Origin of the sequence: Aurantimonas sp. 22II-16-19i, from assembly GCF_002088275.1 — a bacterium.
Classification (GTDB): Bacteria; Pseudomonadota; Alphaproteobacteria; order Rhizobiales; family Rhizobiaceae; genus Jiella.
The window spans coordinates 105,651-122,716 of sequence record NZ_AQQS01000001.1 but is presented as its reverse complement, the minus strand read 5'-3'; the positions used below and the strand labels follow the sequence as shown (position 1 = coordinate 122,716).

Sequence of the window (17,066 nt, the reverse complement as noted above, 5' to 3'; positions counted from 1 at the left end):
GCCGTGCATCGCCGAGCCTGGGCGGACGGCGGCTGTCCGGTGCTGGTCGCACAGGGGATCCGGCAAGGTCGCCGCCGCAAGGACGCTGCGGATCGGACCTCGCTCTTCGGAAGCCGCCCCGGGAGATGTCGCCCCGGGGCCGGCATCGCCTCAGGCGTTCTCGCGGCCGGTGCGGCGCACGCCGAACATCCACTCGCGCCAGTTCATCTTGTCGCCGTAGCGCTCGAACAGCCGTGAGTCCTTGTGTTCGGCGAACAGCGCCCAGTTCAAGACGGCGACGAAGGTGACGCCGCCGATCGTGTTGCCGAGAAGGACCGGCAGCACGAAGTCCGGCAGCAGCGGCAGGAGGTCGACGTCGCTCTCGCGGAAGGCCAGGAAGAACACTTCCACCGACGAAGTGATGACGTGGTAAAATCCACCGACGCCGACGAAATACATCAGGATCCAGACCACGAGGAGGCGTGAGACGGTGTCCTTGCAGGCATGGACGAGCCAGACCATGGCGGCGACGATCCAGCCTGCGATGATCGCTTTGGAGAAGACGTCGAACCATCCCGCCTCATGGGCGTGGCGCCCGATCTCGATGGCCTTTGCCAGGCGGGGCGGATTGAGGACGTCGAAATAGGCCAGCAGCGCTGCCACCGCGACGGCGCCGGTCATGTTAGCGATGAGCACGACGAGCCAGAGGCGCATCAGGTTGGCGGCGCTGGCGAGCTTGGTGAGGACGAGGACGACCGGCGTCAGGGTGTTTTCCGTGAACAGCTGGTAGCGGCCGAGGACGATGATCAGGAACCCCACCGGATAGAGAAGGTTGCCGACGACGCCGGGTGTCGCTTCCTGTGCCGATTCGGCAAAGACGACGCGGGCGAGGAAGGTCAGCCCGAGGGCGCCGCCCGCGCCGACGCCGCTCCAGAAGAGGTAGCGGTTCGACGCTTCGAGCTCGTGGTCGGCGGCGGAGAGGACGCGGGCGAAGATCTCCTCGAAGGAGAAGAAATCGCGGATGGTGGAGCCTTCCGAAGGCGCATTGTGGAGGGATTCCTCGGGGTCCTTGCGGGACTTCTGCTCCTTGTCCTCGTCTTCGGTCAGATCTTCACGATCGGTTTTCGCCTCGCGCGCCATCGATGCCTTCCACGCCTGACGTTCCGGAATGGCCCGGGGGAGCAACCGTCGGCTCCGAATGAAGGATAGGGTGGCAAGGCGCTGAAAGAATACGTCCAATCCCCACTGGCTTGCATTTTGTCGGGGCGACCGGCGAGGCGGGTTCACCCGTCCTTAACCACGCGGGTGCGATCATCTCGCTTCGGAGGCCGCCATGCACACGATCCAGAAGCGCAAATCCTTTCTCGGCAAGCTGATCGTCCCGGCGATGACGTCGGCGGTGCTCGCCTATTTCGTGCTGCACGCCAAGACCGGCCAATACGGTAGCGAGGCGAAGGTCGCCTTCGCCCGGCAGCTGGCGGAGCGCAACGCGGAATATGCCGAACTCCTCGCCCAGCGCGAGGCGATCGAGCGGCGCGTCCGGGCGATGAAGGACGGAACCCTCGAGAAGGACATGATCGACGAAAACGCCCGCCGGGCGCTCAATGTCGCCCGCGAGGACGAGATCGTCATCCTTCGCTGACTGCCCCTGCATGTCCCGGCTTGCCGCTGCATATGGCGGATCGCCGCTGGCGGCAGCCTTGCCGCGGCGGATTCGGGCGTGGAGCGGCGCCTGACGGTGCATCGCCCCTGGTTTGCGGGCTGGCAGCGAGTTTGTCGTCTCCCGCTGTCGGCCACGCCGGCGCCGGTGAGGATGGGATATTTCCAGGAAGCGCGCGGCTCGTCCGGGGCCGGGTGCATCGCGAGCCGGCGGCGAACCGGCGACAGACTCTCCCGGCGGGCGGGCGGGTCGTGTCGAGGCGCTGCAGTAGCCGGGGACCTGTCCCGAGAAAGGCCGCGCGATCTTGGTGGGGCTGCCGGTCGACCGCATCGGGATCGAGACCGGCGGTGCGACAGACGCCATGGAAGGCGCAAGCAAACACTCGAATTAACCGACTTCCGGTTAATTCGCGCTTACGACGATCGTTTTACCGGAATCCGGTTAAAACATCTCGATCGGCTTGAAGCGTAGGGGTGCTCCAATATACTGAGCCTCTAACAAGAGACGTGGAACGCCAGAGCCACGGGTCAAGACAAGGGAGTCGTCATGGTCGCCAGGTCGCGCAAGTCTGCCTCCAATTCGTCCGCCGACAAGGGTGGCAAGTCGGAATCGGCGAGTTCCGGCGCGGCCAATTCGGCCCAGGAAATCGTCCGGACCCTCGAGCATTTCGACGCGCCGGCGCCGGCCAAGTTCGGCAAGGACGACGAGATCCGCGCCTATCGCGACATGCTGCTGATCCGCCGCTTCGAGGAGAAGGCTGGCCAGCTCTACGGCATGGGCTTCATCGGCGGCTTCTGCCACCTCTATATCGGCCAGGAGGCCGTCGTCGTCGGCATGCAGATGGCGATGAAGGAGGGCGACCAGGTCGTCACCGGCTACCGTGACCATGGCCACATGCTGGCCACCGGCATGGAAGCGCGCGGCGTGATGGCCGAGCTGACCGGTCGCCGCTCGGGCTATTCGCGCGGCAAGGGCGGCTCGATGCACATGTTCTCCAAGGAGAAGAAGTTCTTCGGCGGCCATGGCATCGTCGGCGCCCAGGTGCCGATCGGAACCGGTCTCGCCTTCTCCAACAAATACGATGGCACCGATGCCATCGCGATCACCTATTACGGCGACGGCGCGGCCAACCAGGGCCAGGTCTACGAGAGCTTCAACATGGCCTCGCTGTGGAAGCTGCCGGTGGTCTACGTCGTCGAGAACAACCGCTACGCCATGGGCACCTCGGTCAACCGCGCCTCGGCCGAGACCGATTTCTCCCATCGCGGCCTGTCCTTCAAGATCCCCGGCTTCCAGGTCGACGGCATGGACGTGCGGGCGGTGAAGGCGGCGGGCGATCTCGCTGCCGAGCATTGCCGCTCCGGCGAGGGTCCGATCATCCTCGAGATGATGACCTATCGCTATCGCGGCCACTCGATGTCCGACCCGGCAAAGTACCGCTCCCGCGACGAAGTGCAGAAGATGCGGTCGGAATCCGATCCGATCGAGCAGGTGAAGAAGCGCCTCACCGGCGATCACGGCATGTCGGAGGACGACGTGAAGGCGATCGACAAGGAGGTCCGCGACATCGTCGCCGATGCCGCCGACTTCGCCCAGAACGATCCCGAGCCCGATCCGTCCGAGCTGTGGACCGACGTCTATGCCGACGTCATCCCGCAGGCGGCGGAGTAGGCGGCCTCGATTGCCGGCGGTGCGGCTGCCGGCAGGTTCCGAGGCGGCGGCGCTGCCGCAGGTCGCGCCGTTCCGTTCGCCCAGTCCATCAATTCCGGCGGTCCGGCCGTTTCGATGCCGGGGCAATCCGCCCAAAAGACCCGCTTATCAGGAGGAAACACCTTCATGCCGACTGAAATCCTGATGCCGGCGCTGTCCCCGACCATGGAGGAGGGGACGCTCGCCAAATGGGTCAAGAAGGTCGGCGACGCCGTCGCCCCGGGCGACGTCATCGCCGAGATCGAGACCGACAAGGCCACGATGGAAGTCGAGGCCGTCGACGAGGGCACGCTCGGCAGGATCCTCGTCGAGGAGGGCTCCGAGGGCGTCAAGGTCAACACCCCCATCGCCATCCTCCTCGCCGAGGGCGAGGACGAGAGCGCGATGGAGAACGGCGCCGACAAGCAGTCGCGCGGTGCGCCGGCCTCGGCCGCCGAGGACACGTCGGCGACCCGCGAGACCGACGAGAAGCAGTCGTCGAGGGGCTCGGAACCCTCGGGCGGCGACGATGTCGCGGACATGGCGGCCCGCCGCGTGCCGGCGGAGGGCAAGACCCATCCCGACCCGCAGGATCCCGAGGGCGATCTCGCCCAGGAGATCCCCGAGGGAACCGAAATGGTCTCGATCACCGTCCGCGAAGCGCTGCGCGACGCCATGGCCGAGGAGATGCGCCGCGACGAGAAGGTCTTCGTCATGGGCGAGGAGGTCGCCGAGTACCAGGGCGCCTACAAGATCACGCAAGGGCTGCTCGACGAGTTCGGCGCACGCCGCGTCGTCGACACGCCGATCACCGAGCACGGCTTTGCCGGCCTCGGCGTCGGCGCGGCCTTCGGCGGCCTGAAGCCGATCGTCGAGTTCATGACCTTCAACTTCGCCATGCAGGCGATCGACCAGATCATCAATTCGGCGGCCAAGACGCTCTACATGGCCGGCGGCCAGATGGGCTGCCCGATCGTGTTCCGCGGGCCGAACGGCGCCGCTGCCCGCGTCGCCGCCCAGCACAGCCAGGACTATGCCGCCTGGTACAGCCACGTGCCGGGCCTGAAGGTGGTCCAGCCCTACACGGCGGCCGACTACAAGGGCCTGCTCAAGTCTGCGATCCGCGATCCGAACCCGGTGATCTTCCTCGAGAACGAGATCCTCTACGGCCACTCCTTCGAGATCCCGGAGCTCGACGACTGGACGGTCCCGATCGGCAAGGCCCGCATCCACCGCAAGGGCACGGACGTCACCATCGTCTCCTTCGGCATCGGCATGACCTATGCGGTCAAGGCCGCCGAGGAACTGGCCAAGGAAGGGATCGAGGCCGAGGTGATCGACCTTCGCACCATCCGGCCGATGGACATGGACACCGTCATCCGCTCGGTGAAGAAGACCAACCGTTGCGTCACCGTCGAGGAGGGCTATCCGCAGAGCTCCGTCGGCGCCCACATCGCCTCGGAGATCATGGTCCACGCCTTCGACTATCTCGACGCCCCCGTCCTGAAGATCGCCGGCAAGGACGTGCCGATGCCCTATGCGGCGAATCTCGAGAAGCTGGCGCTGCCGTCGGTCAAGGAAGTGATCGACGCGGTGAAGGCCGTCACCTATCGGAACTGACCGGAGAGGAACGCCACCAGGATGACGCCCGAGGGCTCGCCAGATCTGAACGCGGAAGGCACGCTCGTCCTGACAAGGGACGTGCGCCGCCCGCGCGAGCATGTCTGGCGCTGCCTGACCCAGCCGGACTGTTTCAAGCTGTGGTGGCGGGAGAACCTCGAATTCGAGGCACAGCTCGGCGGCCGCTTCGTCGAACCCTGGATCGACCCGTCAGGCCGGGAGCGTGTGACGCGCGCCGAGGTGACGGCGTTTCATCCGCCGGAAGGCTTCGTCATGGTCTGGGCCGACGAGGACTGGGAGTTCGACACCGTCGTCTCGGTGACGCTGACGCCGATCGACACCGGCACGCGGGTGACGATCGAACATCAGGGCTGGGAAAAGGCGGCGGAACCCGACCGCGCAACCTATCTCCTCGATCATCAGGCCGGCTGGGATCGTCATCTGGGCAATCTCGCGGCCTTCGCCGAGGATCTCGACCTCGATGACGGAGCGAGCGCGGGTGGCGGGGTCAGGCATTGAGAAGAGGCGCGCATGACCACCGCTGAACAGCTTGCCCAGTCTGGTCCGACGCCGGCGACCTATGCCGATCTCGAGGCCGTGCACCCCCATATGGTCGCCGAACTCATCGATGGCGCTCTGGTGACCCACCCGCGCCCGGCTCCGAAGCACGCGGCGGCGGCTTCCTATCTCGGCGGCGAGATCCTCGACGCCTTCGGCCGGGGGCGCTCCGGACCCGGCGGATGGATCATCGTCGCCGAACCTGAGATTCACCTCGGTCGGCAGGTCGTCGTCCCGGACATTGCCGGGTGGCGCAGGGAGAGGTTACCGTCCTTGCCCGCGACTGCTTACTTCGACACGGCGCCCGACTGGATATGTGAAGTGCTCTCGCCATCCACGGAGCGCTACGACCGCGGGATCAAGCGGCGCATCTATGCGAGGGCTGGCGTCGGCCACATGTGGATCCTCGATCCCCGCGCCGAATTCCTCGAGACCTTCATTCTCGCCGATGGCCGCTGGCTCGTCGGCCCGACCTTCGACAACGAGACCGAAGTATCCGCCGAACCCTTCGACGCGATCTCGTTTCCGCTGACCATCCTGTGGCCGCTCGATGCGGCTTCCGCCAATCTAGACGACACCCAAAACGCGCAGTAAGACGCTTTCGGAGACGCCCACATGCCGATCAACGTCACCATGCCCGCCCTGTCTCCGACGATGGAAGAGGGCAATCTCGCCAAATGGCTGGTCAAGGAGGGCGACCAGGTCTCGGCCGGCGACATCATCGCCGAGATCGAGACCGACAAGGCGACCATGGAAGTGGAAGCCGTCGACGAGGGCAAGGTCGCGAAGATCGTGGTCCCCGCCGGTACCGAGGGCGTCAAGGTCAATGCGGTGATCGCCATTCTCGCCGCCGACGGCGAGGATGTTTCCGAGGCGGCCGAAGGTGGCGGCAAGGCCTCCGCCGGCGACGACAAGGGCGGCGCGATGGCGCCGGATCCGAAGGCCGATGCCGCGACGACCGGCTCGACCGAGGCGGCGAAGCAGCCCGAGATGCGCGGCGACAGCCGCGCGACCGGCGAGGAAGCTGGAAACGGCGCGGCCTCGTCCAGGCAAGGTTCGGCATCGAGTGGCGAGACGGGCGGCCGGGTCTTCGCCTCGCCGCTCGCTCGCCGGCTGGCTAAGGACGCCGGCGTCGACCTTGCCGCGGTCTCAGGTAGCGGTCCGCACGGCCGTGTCGTGAAGGCGGATATCGAGGCGGCGAAGAAGGATGGCGGCGCCGCGAAGGCCGCACCGGAAAAGGCTGCGCCGGGCAAGGCCGCCGAGCCGAAGGCGCCCGAGGCGGCGCCTGCCGCAGCGCCGATCGCCAAGGCCGCCAGCGACGAGTCCATCCTGAAGCTCTTCCCCGAGGGCTCCTACGAAAAGATCCCCCACGACGGCATGCGCAAGACTATCGCCAAGCGCCTCGTCGAGGCCAAGCAGACCGTCCCGCATTTCTATCTGACGCTCGACTGCGAGATCGACGCGCTGCTGGCGCTGAGAAAGCAGCTCAACGACGCGGCGCCCATGGTGAAGGGCGAAGCCGGCGACCGTCCCGCCTACAAGCTGTCCGTCAACGACATGATCATCAAGGCCCATGCGCTGGCGCTCAAGGCCGTGCCGATGGCCAACGCCTCCTGGACCGAGGGCGGCATGCTGATCCACAAGCATGCCGACGTCGGCGTCGCGGTCGCGATCGAGGGCGGGCTGATCACGCCGATCATCCGCCGGGCCGAGGAAAAGACCCTGTCGACCATCTCCAACGAGATGAAGGACCTCGCCAAGCGCGCCCGGTCCCGCAAGCTGAAGCCCGACGAGTATCAGGGCGGCACGAGCGCCGTGTCCAATCTCGGCATGTTCGGCATCAAGGACTTCTCCGCCGTCATCAACCCGCCCCATGCGACGATCCTCGCCGTCGGCTCGGGCGACCAGCGCGCGGTGGTGAAGGGCGGCGCCGTGACCGTCGCAACGGTGATGACGGTGACGCTGTCGACCGACCACCGGGCGGTGGACGGCGTCCTCGGCGCCGAGCTGATCGCCGCCTTCAAGAACTTCATCGAAAACCCGATGTCGATGCTGGTCTGAGGGCGGGCTCATGAAAACCGTCCTCGCCTTCGGCGACTCGCTGACCTGGGGCTACAATCCCGAAAACGGCCTGCGGCATGAGTTCTTCGACCGCTGGCCGAACGTCGTCGCGAAAGCCCTCGGCCACGGCGTCCGGGTGATATCCGAGGGGCTGAATGGCCGCACCACGGCCTTCGACGACCACATGGTGATGGCCGAGCGCAACGGCGTGAAGACCCTGCCGACGCTGCTCGACAGCCACCAGCCGCTCGATCTCGTGGTCATCATGCTCGGCACCAACGACCTGAAGCGCCACACCGGCGGCGGCCGGGTGTTCGAGAGCCGGCAGGGGCTGGAGCGGCTGGTCGAGATCGTCCAGTGCTTCCCCTATCAGCGCGGCTACGACGCGCCGAAGCTGCTGCTCGTCGCGCCGCCGCACTTCACCTCGACGATGGAGCCGGACTTCTCGCTGCTGTTCGGCCACGCGGTGGAGGAGTCCCAGCATTTCCGCTCGGCGGTGACCAAGGTCGCCGAGGAGTACGGCTGCGCGATGTTCGACGCCGCCGAGGTCTGCGAGGCCTCGTGCCTCGACGGCGTGCATCTGACGGCGGAGCACAGCCGCGCCCTCGGCGAGGCGCTGGTCGAGCCGATCAAGGCGCTGCTCGGCTGAGCCGGGCGACGCCAATCCGATAAGAGCGGCGCCCCGAGAGCGCCCAGACAGACGATCCGCGGAGAGACGACCCATGGCTGACACCTACGACATCCTGGTCATCGGCGGCGGGCCGGGCGGCTACGTCGCCGCGATCCGCGCCGCGCAGCTGGGCTTCAAGACCGCCGTCGTCGAGCGCGAGCATCTCGGCGGCATCTGCCTCAACTGGGGTTGCATCCCGACCAAGGCGCTCCTGCGCTCGGCCGAAATCTTCCATTATGCGGAGAACGCGAAGAACTACGGCCTGACGATCGAGAAGCCGAGCTTCGAGATGGAGGCGGTGGTCAAGCGCTCGCGCCAGGTTTCGGGGCAGCTCGCCGGCGGCGTCGGCTATCTGATGAAGAAGAACAAGATCGACGTCATCTGGGGCGAGGCGAAGATCACCAAGGCCGGCAAGGGTGGTCCTGTCGAGGTCACCGTCGGCAAGATGAAGAAGCCCGTCGTCGAGCCGCAGAACCCGGTGCCGAAGGGAACGCTGGGCGAGGGGACCTACAAGGCCAAGCACGTCATCGTCGCGACGGGCGCCCGGCCGCGGGTGCTTCCGGGCATCGAGCCCGACGGCGACCGGATCTGGACCTATTTCGAGGCGATGAAGCCGAAGGCGATGCCCAAGAGCCTGATCGTCATGGGCTCCGGCGCCATCGGCATCGAGTTCGCGTCCTTCTACCGGACGATGGGCGCCGAGGTGACGGTCGTCGAGCTCCTGCCGCAGATCATGCCGGTGGAGGACGCCGAGATCGCCAAGCTCGCCCGCAAGCAGTTCGAGAAGCAGGGGATGAAGATCCTCACCGACGCCAAGGTGGCGAAGGTCGAGAAGGGCGGCGGGGGGGTTTCCGTCACCGTCGAGACCAAGGATGGGACGTCGCAGACGCTGAAGGCCGAGCGGCTGATCTCCGCCGTCGGCGTCATGGGCAACACCGAGGGCCTCGGCCTGGAAGAGATCGGCGTCGAGATCGAGCGCGGCATCGTCAAGATCGACGGCTACGGCAAGACCAATGTCGAGGGCGTCTATGCCATCGGCGACGTCGCCGGCCCGCCGATGCTCGCCCACAAGGCCGAGCACGAGGGCACGATCTGCGTCGAGAAGATCAAGGGCCTCGACGTCCATCCGATGAAGAAGACCGAGATCCCCGGCTGCACCTATTGCCAGCCGCAGGTGGCCTCGGTCGGCCTGACGGAGGCGAAGGCCAAGGAGGCCGGCCACGAGGTCAAGGTCGGGCGCTTCACCTTCAACGGCAACGGCAAGGCCATCGCGCTCGGCGAGCCTGAGGGCCTGGTGAAGACGATCTTCGACGCCAGGACCGGCCAGCTCCTCGGCGCTCACATGGTGGGCGCTGAGGTGACCGAGCTGATCCAGGGCTTCGTCATCGCCATGGGCCTCGAGACCACCGAGGAAGAGCTCATGCACACCTGCTTCCCGCATCCGACCCTGTCGGAAATGATGCACGAAAGCGTCCTCGACGCGTATGGGCGCGTGATCCACATGTGACGAGGTGTGGGGTCTGGCAGAGACGAGGCAGCATTTGCCGCTTCAGGGGGCAGAAAAGAGTCCGCTGCCTCTTGCCGGAAGGTTGCTGGCGCTAACTATCACGCCACAACCCACCCAGACAAAACCAGGACAGTTCGTATGATCGGTAGTTTTCTTGCAGCAATCATCGTCGGCGGCATCGCCGGCTGGCTGGCCGAGAAGGTGATGAAGAGCGACATGGGCGTGATGATGAACATCATCCTCGGCATCGTCGGCGCCATCATCCTCAGCTTCATCCTGCGTCTCACCGGTATCGGCGGCGGCGCCTCGGCGTCCTTCTCCTTTGCCTATCTCATCACCGGCTTCGTCGGCGCCTGCCTGCTGATCCTGATCGCCCGCGCCGTCCGGCGCTGAGGGTTCACGGGATCCCTGCGTGACGGGCAACCCCGTCATGCAGGAGCCCTCGCGGGTGTCGAAGCCGATTGCATCGCCAAAACCGGAGGCTTAAGTAGGCCCCATGGTCACACTCCTCGACACCCGATCGTCAGACGCCGAGAAGCCCCGGATCCGCCATCCGGAAAAGGCCCACCGTCCGGACGCCCTCGCCAGCCCGCCGAAGCCGGACTGGATCCGCGTCAAGGCGCCGGTCTCGAAGGGCTATTTCGAGACCCGCGAGATCGCCCGCGAGAACCGCCTCGTCACCGTCTGCGAGGAGGCCGGCTGCCCGAACATCGGCGGCTGCTGGGAAAAGAAGCACGCGACCTTCATGATCATGGGCGGCATCTGCACGAGGGCCTGTTCCTTCTGCAACGTCGCTACCGGCATGCCCCATGCGCTGGACCAGAGCGAGCCGGAAAGCGTCGGCCGCGCCGTCGCAAAGATGGGGCTGAACCACGTCGTCGTCACCTCGGTCGACCGTGACGACCTCGCCGATGGCGGGGCGGAGCATTTCGTCCGCACCATCCGGGCCATCCGCGCGGCGGCGCCTGGCACCACGATCGAGATCCTGACACCGGATTTCCTCAGGAAGCCCGGCGCGCTGGAGCGCGTCGTCGAGGCGAAGCCCGATGTCTTCAACCACAATCTCGAGACCGTCCCGTCGAAATATCTGACGGTGCGCCCGGGCGCCCGCTACTTCCATTCGATCCGGCTTCTGCAGCGGGTGAAGGAACTCGACCCGACGATCTTCACCAAGTCCGGCATCATGGTCGGCCTCGGCGAGGAGAGGAACGAGGTGCTGCAGCTGATGGACGACCTTCGCACCGCCGACGTCGACTTCCTCACCATCGGCCAGTATCTCCAGCCGACGAAGAAGCACCACGCGGTGATCCGCTACGTGACGCCGGAGGAGTTCGGCTCCTTCGAGAAGGTGGCGCTGACCAAGGGCTTCCTGGTCGTCGCGGCGAGCCCGCTGACGCGCTCCTCCCACCATGCCGGTGAGGATTTCGAGCGCCTGAAGGCCGCCCGTCTCGCCCGCCAGTCGGCCGCGTAAGCGCTCCATCATGCCGAAGTTCGAAACGACCCGCCCCGTCCGCCACACCGCCGACCAGATGTTCGCCCTCGTCGCGGATGTGGAGAAATATCCCGAGTTCCTGCCGCTCTGCCAGGCGCTGACGATCCGCTCGGAGCGCGAGAAGGAAGGCAGGCGCCTGCTCGTCGCCGACATGACCGTGGCCTACAAGATGATCCGCGAGACCTTCACCTCGCAGGTGTTGCTGAAGCCCGAGGATCGCCGCATCGAGGTGTCCTACGTCAACGGGCCGTTCAAGTTCCTCGACAACCGCTGGGACTTCGTGCCGACCGGCGAGGGCAGCTGCGACGTGAAGTTCTACATCGAATACGAGTTCAAGAGCCGCACCCTCGGCATGCTGATGGGCACGATGTTCGACTTCGCCTTCCGGCGGTTCGCGGTGGCGTTCGAGGAGCGGGCCGACAAGGTCTATGGGTGAGGATGCGCGCGGCGATGGCCCGTGCCGATCCGCGCCTCATGCCAATCGACCGCAGACGGACGGCGCTTCCAGACTCGCGGAGAGCTGTCGGTGTAGCGGTACAACTCCGTCCATGGCGAGTTGCCGGCATACACCCCTGAGCGATGCGGATCGCAGGCCGATAGCGGTCCACCTGTCGGACGGTGCAGGGGAGGCTTGAGCGCGATGAGATCAGCTTCGACCCACATGCCGCTCTATCCGCTTGTTGCCGCATGATCTGTTCCGAAAACCGGTTCCCACTTTTCGGGATCATGCGCTAGCGGGGCAGCGCGATCGCCTCGAAATTCTCGGCCAGACGATGCAGGGCCGAGAGCATTTCCGGTCCGGCCATTGCCCGGCCATGACCCGTCACGATCAGCCGCGGCTCCAGCGCCGCGAGTTTCCGGACGGATTCGGCCGCCGCTATCCAGTCCGGCGTGAAATATCGCGGCGGTCCGTGCATCTCCGGCTCCTGAACGGCCACCTCATAGGCCGATTCCTGGCCGGTCGTGATGATCGCATCGCCCGCCACCAGCGTCCTGTCGGCCTCCCGCCAGAGCGACACATGACCCGGCGTGTGGCCGGGCGTGTGGATCCAGCGCCAGCCGGCAAGGTCGGGAAGGCTGCCGTCGCCGGACAGGACGCGCAGACGCGGCGAGACGTCGATCGGAGAGCGGGGAAACAAGGGGGCGAGCCGGGGCATGATCCCGCCTTCCGCCGCGGTGTCCGGCGCCGGATAGGACTGGTCCCCGGTGAGGAAGGGATGCTCGAGCGGGTGCGCGTAGATCGGTACGTCCCATGCCTCGCTCAACTCCTCGAGGGCGCCGATGTGATCGAAATGGCCGTGGGTCTGGATGATGGCCGATGGACGGGACGAGGCGAAGCGCGACGTCACGGCCGCGACGATCTCCTGCTTTGTGCCGGCGACGCCGGTGTCGATCAGCACCCATCCCCGATCCGGCGCATCAGCGGGTCCGATGAACGCGACATTGACGATCCCGGCCCGCAGATAGGCGAGATCCGGCAGCACCTCGCGGACATGCGCCGGATCGATCGTCTCTGGAGCGCGGGCGCTTTCGGGGAGCGGGAGCTGGACGGCCATCTCGTTTCCTGTCGCGTGAGATCCTCGGATCAGCGCAACGGACGGCTCGCACGATCGCTCCTTCGGAGCCTGGACGGTTTTCGTGCGCATCTAACGAACCGGACAGCTCGCGCCGGATCGCGATCCGTCCTTCCGGGCTCAATCCGGGGATCCATCCTCACGAGGCTCCACCGCCCCGGCCAGCATCTCCAGTGCCACCACCACCGAGGCCGTGCGGATGCCCGCCCGCCCGAGATCCCCGAACCGCTCCTCGCGATGCACGGTCCCGCCCGGCCCCGCACAGGCGAAATGCACCAGCCCGACCGGCTTTTCCGCCGAGCCGCCGCCGGGGCCGGCGATGCCGGTGATCGAGACGGCAACGGTGACGCCTGCCTGCTTTCGCGCGCCCTCGGCCATCTGCCGGGCGACCGTCTCCGAAACCGCGCCATGGGCGTCGAGCGCCGCCGGATCGACGCCGACGAGGTCGATCTTCGCCTGGTTGGAATAGGTGACGAAGCCGCGGTCGAGGACGGCGGAGGAGCCGGCGATATCGGTGATCGCTGCGGCGACGAGCCCGCCGGTGCAGGATTCGGCGGTGGCGAGCGTCCAGCCGGCTTGCGTGTAGCGGGCGACGACCAGCCGGGCGAGGGCGGCGATGTCGGCCTTGCCATCCTCACCGAGGCCGGCGTGGGCTGGCTCACCGGGGCCGAGGCCGAGGCCGGGGCCGGGATCAGGCGCGTCGGCGCTCATTGCGTCTCTCCATAGGCCACCGAGGCCGTGGCGATCGCCGCGATGCCCTCTCTGCGGCCGACGAAGCCGATCGTCTCGTTGGTCGTCGCCTTCACCGACACCCGGTCGAGCGACAGCCCGGTCATCTTTGCGATGGCCTCGCGCATCGCCTCGCGGTGCGGCGCGATCTTCGGGGCCTCGCAGATCAGCGAGATGTCCGCATTCATGATCCGCCCACCCTTGGCCGCGACGATCTCCACCGCCTTTTCGACGAAGATGTGCGAGGCCGCGCCCTTCCATTGCGGGTCGCTCGGCGGGAAGTGATCGCCGATGTCGCCGGCGCCGCAGGTGGCGAGCAGGGCGTCGGTGAGGGCGTGGAGGCCGACATCGGCGTCGGAATGGCCGTCGAGCCGCTGGTCGTGGGCGATCCGGACGCCGCAGAGCGTCACGTGGTCGCCGGGGACGAGACGATGCACATCGTAGCCGTTGCCGGTGCGAACGTCGATCATGGGAAGCCTCTCCTTCAGTCTGTCGTCGGCGGCGGCGATGTCCTCGCGCGTCGTCAGCTTGACGTTCTCCGCGGTGCCCGCAACGAGCCGCACCTCCATCTCGGCCCATTCGGCGATCGAGGCGTCGTCGGTGAAGTCCGAGCGGCCCGAGCGGGCGGCCGCCGCATGGGCCTGCCGGATCCCGTCGAACCGAAACCCCTGGGGCGTCTGCGCGCCGAACAAGGCCTTGCGCGGGACCGTCTCGGCAATGCGCCCGTCCTCCCCGGCCCGCTTGAGGGTGTCGGACACGGGCAAGGCGGGGATCGCGCCGCCATGCGCGATGGCCGCGTCGATCACCCGGTCGATGGTCGCGGCATCGACGAAGGGCCGCACGGCGTCGTGGATCAGCACGAGGTCCGGCGCTGCCGGAAGGCCGGCGAGGAACTCCAGCCCGCAGCGGACCGAGATCTGCCGCTCCGCCCCGCCGGTCACGAGATGCACCCTTGCCGCATCGTCGCCGAGAGCGGCCTCGCACAGCGCCCGATCATCGGCGTGGATGACGATGACGACGGGGCCGATCCTCGGATGACGGCGAAAGGCTGCCAGCGAACGGGCAAGGACGGCTCGCCCGCCGATCCTGCGATACTGCTTCGGTCCCTCGGCGGACTGGCCGGCCCGCTCGCCGCGGCCCGCCGCCACCAGGATCGCCGCGACGCTTTCCGTCATGCCCGTCAGTCCCCGTTTTTCCGATCGGCGTCGAGGAGCACGATCCGCTCATCAAAGGCAAGCATCTTGCTTGTCATTTGGGCATGCTCCGATTAAGTACAGCTCAGGTGCCGCAAGAATCGACAGTTGTCATGATCGCTCAGAGTTTAGGCGTATCGAGAAGGAAGGCGGACGTTTCCGGGCCCTTGGAGGTCGGGGGACGGTGGCTTGCCAATCGCGTCCTGCTCGCGCCCATGTCGGGCGTCAGCGACGTGCCGTTCCGCCGTCTCGCCCGGCGCTTCGGCGCGGGGCTGGTGGTCTCGGAAATGGTCGCCAGCGGTGAATATCTGAAGGGCGTCCCCGAATCGAGCCTGCGCGCCCTGCGCGACGGGAATGGCACCCATGCAGTGCAGCTCGCCGGCCGGGATCCCGACGTCATGGGCGAGGCGGCTGCGCGCCTGGCCGGCAGTGGCGCCGACATCATCGACATCAATTTCGGCTGCCCGGCCAAGAAGGTCGTCGGCGGCCTGTCCGGATCGGCGCTGATGCGCGAGCCGGAGCTGGCGCTGGCGATCGTCGCGGCGGTGGTCGGGGGCGCCGGCGAGGTGCCGGTCACCGTCAAGATGCGGCTCGGCTGGGATCGGGCCTCGATGAACGCGGCCTGGCTCGCCAGCCGCGCCGAGGCGGCGGGCGTGCGGATGGTGACGGTGCATGGCCGCACCCGCATGGATTTCTACGACGGTGTCGCGGACTGGCGGGCGATCCGCGCGGTCAAGGCGGCGGTCGCCATTCCGGTGGTCGCCAACGGGGATCTCGTCTCGATCGAGCTCCTGCCGGAGATGCTCGGCCTCAGCGGCGCCGACGCCGTGATGGTGGGGCGCGGCGCCTATGGCCGGCCGTGGCTCCCCGGGCTGATGGCGGGGGCGATCACCATCGACGGGCTGGCGCGGATCGATCTCGCCGATCTCGCCGGCGAGCATTACGACGCGATGCTCGCCCATTACGGGCCGGCGACGGGCATTCGTCATGCCCGCAAGCATCTCGGCTGGTATCTCGACCGCCACGCGGCGACGGGTGCAGCCGTCCCTTTGTCCGAGCGAAAGGCGATCATGACCGCAAACGATCACCGCGTCGTCCAGCGGCGTCTCCGGCAGCTCTTCGCCGGCACGACGGCGGCCGACATCGAACGCGCCGCCGCAGCGCCAAGGCTGGAGGCTGCATGACCATGGCGGGTTCATCCCAGGACGGCATCCCGATGTCGGGCGAGGCCTTCCAGATCCTCAACGCGCTGCCGCACCCCGTCATCGTCGTCGACGCGGCGGGGCGTTTCCGCTTCGCCAATTCCGACGCGGAGCAGTTCTTCTCGGCCGGCTCGGCCTATCTCGCCCGCAAGAAGCTGCAGGATTTCGTGCCCCGGGACAGTCCGCTGTTCTTCCTGATCGAGCAGGCCCGCGAGCAGCAGGCCCGGATCAGCGAGTACCGGGTCGACATCTCCTCGCCGCGGCTCGGCGGCGAGCGGCTCGTCGATCTCTACGTCTCGGTGATGACCGAGGCTCCGGAACTCGTCGTGGTGATGATCCAGCTGCGCACCATCGCCGAGAAGATGGATCGCCAGCTCACCCATCGCTCCGCCGCACGCACCGTGACGGGGCTCGCCGCGATGCTCGCCCACGAGATCCGCAATCCCCTCTCCGGCATCAAGGGTGCCGCGCAGCTTCTGGCCACCAATGCCAGCGACGAGGACCGGACGCTGACGCGGCTGATCCAGGAGGAGAGCGACCGGATCGTCAAGCTCGTCGACCGGATGGAGGTGTTCTCCGACCAGCGGCCGATCGAGCGCTCGGCGGTCAACATCCATTCCGTGCTCGAGCACGTGAAGACCCTCGGCCGCAACGGCTTTGCCCGCGACATCAGGATCATCGAGCTCTACGATCCGTCGCTGCCGCCGGTCTTCGCCAATCGCGACCAACTGGTCCAGGTGTTCCTCAATCTCCTGAAGAACGCGGCCGAGGCGGTGAAGGGCCGCGAGGACGGCGAGATCCGCCTGACCACGGCCTACAAGCCCGGCGTGCGGCTGTCCGTCCCCGGCACCAAGGACCGGGTGACGCTGCCGCTGGAATTTGCCGTCGAGGACAATGGAGAGGGCGTGCCGGACGACATCCGCGAGCACATCTTCGATCCCTTCGTCACCACCAAGCCCAGCGGCTCGGGCCTCGGCCTGGCGCTCGTCGCCAAGATCGTCGGTGACCATGGCGGCGTCATCGAATGCGAGTCGCAGCCGGGCCACACCGTCTTCCGCATCCTCATGCCCGCATGGCGGGAGCTTTCCGAACCGGGCGCGGCGCTCGCCGACATCGACGAACAGGGCTGATT

The 17,066-nt window shown here is 67.0% G+C and carries 17 protein-coding genes; 13 read left to right on the top strand and 4 right to left on the bottom strand.

Annotation, left to right across the window (positions count from 1 at the left end; genetic code table 11):
• Positions 1-150: 150 nt before the first annotated feature.
• Positions 151-1,119, bottom strand: coding sequence for a formate/nitrite transporter family protein (locus ATO4_RS00585; RefSeq protein WP_083589459.1), 969 nt, complete (start codon positions 1,117-1,119; stop codon positions 151-153).
• A 193-nt stretch (positions 1,120-1,312) separates the two neighbouring features.
• On the opposite strand from ATO4_RS00585, the gene ATO4_RS00580 reads away from it, so the two are divergent.
• From ATO4_RS00580 to ATO4_RS00530, 11 genes are all read left to right on the top strand, one after another.
• Positions 1,313-1,621 (top strand): septum formation initiator family protein, encoded by a 309-nt coding sequence (locus tag ATO4_RS00580; protein WP_083589458.1) that lies wholly within the window; start codon positions 1,313-1,315, stop codon positions 1,619-1,621.
• A gap of 744 nt (positions 1,622-2,365) precedes the next feature.
• A complete protein-coding gene (gene pdhA, locus ATO4_RS00575; protein ID WP_245308520.1) occupies positions 2,366-3,310 on the top strand; it encodes a pyruvate dehydrogenase (acetyl-transferring) E1 component subunit alpha in 945 nt (314 codons plus the stop codon).
• 165 nt (positions 3,311-3,475) lie between these two features.
• On the top strand, positions 3,476-4,948 hold the full coding sequence (locus tag ATO4_RS00570) for a pyruvate dehydrogenase complex E1 component subunit beta (protein ID WP_083589457.1): 1,473 nt from the start codon (positions 3,476-3,478) through the stop codon (positions 4,946-4,948).
• A gap of 21 nt (positions 4,949-4,969) precedes the next feature.
• Positions 4,970-5,467 (top strand): SRPBCC domain-containing protein, encoded by a 498-nt coding sequence (locus ATO4_RS00565; protein ID WP_083589456.1) that lies wholly within the window; start codon positions 4,970-4,972, stop codon positions 5,465-5,467.
• A 12-nt stretch (positions 5,468-5,479) separates the two neighbouring features.
• Entirely contained in the window at positions 5,480-6,100 is a 621-nt protein-coding gene (locus tag ATO4_RS00560; protein ID WP_083589455.1) for a Uma2 family endonuclease, read from the top strand.
• A gap of 21 nt (positions 6,101-6,121) precedes the next feature.
• On the top strand, positions 6,122-7,567 hold the full coding sequence (locus tag ATO4_RS00555) for a pyruvate dehydrogenase complex dihydrolipoamide acetyltransferase (RefSeq protein ID WP_083589454.1): 1,446 nt from the start codon (positions 6,122-6,124) through the stop codon (positions 7,565-7,567).
• Positions 7,568-7,577: 10 nt separating this feature from the next.
• Positions 7,578-8,216, top strand: a complete 639-nt coding sequence (locus tag ATO4_RS00550) for an SGNH/GDSL hydrolase family protein (RefSeq protein WP_083589453.1) — start codon at positions 7,578-7,580, stop codon at positions 8,214-8,216.
• A 73-nt stretch (positions 8,217-8,289) separates the two neighbouring features.
• On the top strand, positions 8,290-9,744 hold the full coding sequence (gene lpdA / locus ATO4_RS00545) for a dihydrolipoyl dehydrogenase (protein WP_083589452.1): 1,455 nt from the start codon (positions 8,290-8,292) through the stop codon (positions 9,742-9,744).
• A gap of 138 nt (positions 9,745-9,882) precedes the next feature.
• Positions 9,883-10,137, top strand: coding sequence for a GlsB/YeaQ/YmgE family stress response membrane protein (locus ATO4_RS00540; RefSeq protein ID WP_083589451.1), 255 nt, complete (start codon positions 9,883-9,885; stop codon positions 10,135-10,137).
• 103 nt (positions 10,138-10,240) lie between these two features.
• Complete coding sequence (lipA, locus tag ATO4_RS00535; protein ID WP_083589450.1) at positions 10,241-11,215, top strand: lipoyl synthase; 975 nt, start codon at positions 10,241-10,243, stop codon at positions 11,213-11,215.
• A gap of 10 nt (positions 11,216-11,225) precedes the next feature.
• The gene (locus tag ATO4_RS00530; RefSeq protein WP_083589449.1) at positions 11,226-11,672 is read left to right on the top strand and encodes a type II toxin-antitoxin system RatA family toxin; all 447 of its coding nucleotides are present in this window, start codon (positions 11,226-11,228) and stop codon (positions 11,670-11,672) included.
• A 295-nt stretch (positions 11,673-11,967) separates the two neighbouring features.
• On the opposite strand, the gene ATO4_RS00525 is transcribed toward ATO4_RS00530, so the two are convergent.
• From ATO4_RS00525 to ATO4_RS00515, 3 genes are all read right to left on the bottom strand, one after another.
• Complete coding sequence (locus ATO4_RS00525) at positions 11,968-12,792, bottom strand: MBL fold metallo-hydrolase (RefSeq protein ID WP_083589448.1); 825 nt, start codon at positions 12,790-12,792, stop codon at positions 11,968-11,970.
• A 138-nt stretch (positions 12,793-12,930) separates the two neighbouring features.
• Positions 12,931-13,521, bottom strand: a complete 591-nt coding sequence (locus ATO4_RS00520) for a CinA family protein (RefSeq protein ID WP_083589447.1) — start codon at positions 13,519-13,521, stop codon at positions 12,931-12,933.
• On the bottom strand, positions 13,518-14,714 hold the full coding sequence (locus ATO4_RS00515) for a bifunctional 2-C-methyl-D-erythritol 4-phosphate cytidylyltransferase/2-C-methyl-D-erythritol 2,4-cyclodiphosphate synthase (RefSeq protein WP_083589446.1): 1,197 nt from the start codon (positions 14,712-14,714) through the stop codon (positions 13,518-13,520). The genes ATO4_RS00520 and ATO4_RS00515 overlap by 4 nt, the downstream gene beginning before the upstream one ends.
• Positions 14,715-14,845: 131 nt before the next feature.
• Here ATO4_RS00515 and dusB point away from each other — a divergent pair, with 131 nt between their 5' ends.
• Together dusB and ATO4_RS00505 are read left to right on the top strand one after the other, a co-directional pair.
• Positions 14,846-15,916 (top strand): tRNA dihydrouridine synthase DusB, encoded by a 1,071-nt coding sequence (gene dusB, locus ATO4_RS00510; RefSeq protein WP_083589445.1) that lies wholly within the window; start codon positions 14,846-14,848, stop codon positions 15,914-15,916.
• On the top strand, positions 15,913-17,064 hold the full coding sequence (locus ATO4_RS00505) for a nitrogen regulation protein NR(II) (protein WP_176222813.1): 1,152 nt from the start codon (positions 15,913-15,915) through the stop codon (positions 17,062-17,064). The genes dusB and ATO4_RS00505 overlap by 4 nt, the downstream gene beginning before the upstream one ends.
• Positions 17,065-17,066 lie beyond the last annotated feature (2 nt).

Excerpts from the sequence above, each read along its gene's own strand:
- ATO4_RS00570 (WP_083589457.1), top strand. The coding sequence starts at position 3,476 with ATGCCGACTGAAATCCTGATGCCGGCGCTGTCCCCGACCATGGAGGAG.
- ATO4_RS00560 (WP_083589455.1), top strand. The coding sequence starts at position 5,480 with ATGACCACCGCTGAACAGCTTGCCCAGTCTGGTCCGACGCCGGCGACC.
- lpdA (WP_083589452.1), top strand. The coding sequence starts at position 8,290 with ATGGCTGACACCTACGACATCCTGGTCATCGGCGGCGGGCCGGGCGGC.
- ATO4_RS00585 (WP_083589459.1), bottom strand. The coding sequence starts at position 1,119 with ATGGCGCGCGAGGCGAAAACCGATCGTGAAGATCTGACCGAAGACGAG.
- ATO4_RS00550 (WP_083589453.1), top strand. The coding sequence starts at position 7,578 with ATGAAAACCGTCCTCGCCTTCGGCGACTCGCTGACCTGGGGCTACAAT.
- ATO4_RS00520 (WP_083589447.1), bottom strand. The coding sequence starts at position 13,521 with ATGAGCGCCGACGCGCCTGATCCCGGCCCCGGCCTCGGCCTCGGCCCC.
- ATO4_RS00565 (WP_083589456.1), top strand. The coding sequence starts at position 4,970 with ATGACGCCCGAGGGCTCGCCAGATCTGAACGCGGAAGGCACGCTCGTC.
- pdhA (WP_245308520.1), top strand. The coding sequence starts at position 2,366 with ATGCTGCTGATCCGCCGCTTCGAGGAGAAGGCTGGCCAGCTCTACGGC.
- ATO4_RS00505 (WP_176222813.1), top strand. The coding sequence starts at position 15,913 with ATGACCATGGCGGGTTCATCCCAGGACGGCATCCCGATGTCGGGCGAG.
- ATO4_RS00515 (WP_083589446.1), bottom strand. The coding sequence starts at position 14,714 with ATGACGGAAAGCGTCGCGGCGATCCTGGTGGCGGCGGGCCGCGGCGAG.
- ATO4_RS00580 (WP_083589458.1), top strand. The coding sequence starts at position 1,313 with ATGCACACGATCCAGAAGCGCAAATCCTTTCTCGGCAAGCTGATCGTC.
- ATO4_RS00525 (WP_083589448.1), bottom strand. The coding sequence starts at position 12,792 with ATGGCCGTCCAGCTCCCGCTCCCCGAAAGCGCCCGCGCTCCAGAGACG.
- lipA (WP_083589450.1), top strand. The coding sequence starts at position 10,241 with ATGGTCACACTCCTCGACACCCGATCGTCAGACGCCGAGAAGCCCCGG.
- ATO4_RS00555 (WP_083589454.1), top strand. The coding sequence starts at position 6,122 with ATGCCGATCAACGTCACCATGCCCGCCCTGTCTCCGACGATGGAAGAG.
- ATO4_RS00530 (WP_083589449.1), top strand. The coding sequence starts at position 11,226 with ATGCCGAAGTTCGAAACGACCCGCCCCGTCCGCCACACCGCCGACCAG.
- ATO4_RS00540 (WP_083589451.1), top strand. The coding sequence starts at position 9,883 with ATGATCGGTAGTTTTCTTGCAGCAATCATCGTCGGCGGCATCGCCGGC.
- dusB (WP_083589445.1), top strand. The coding sequence starts at position 14,846 with ATGATCGCTCAGAGTTTAGGCGTATCGAGAAGGAAGGCGGACGTTTCC.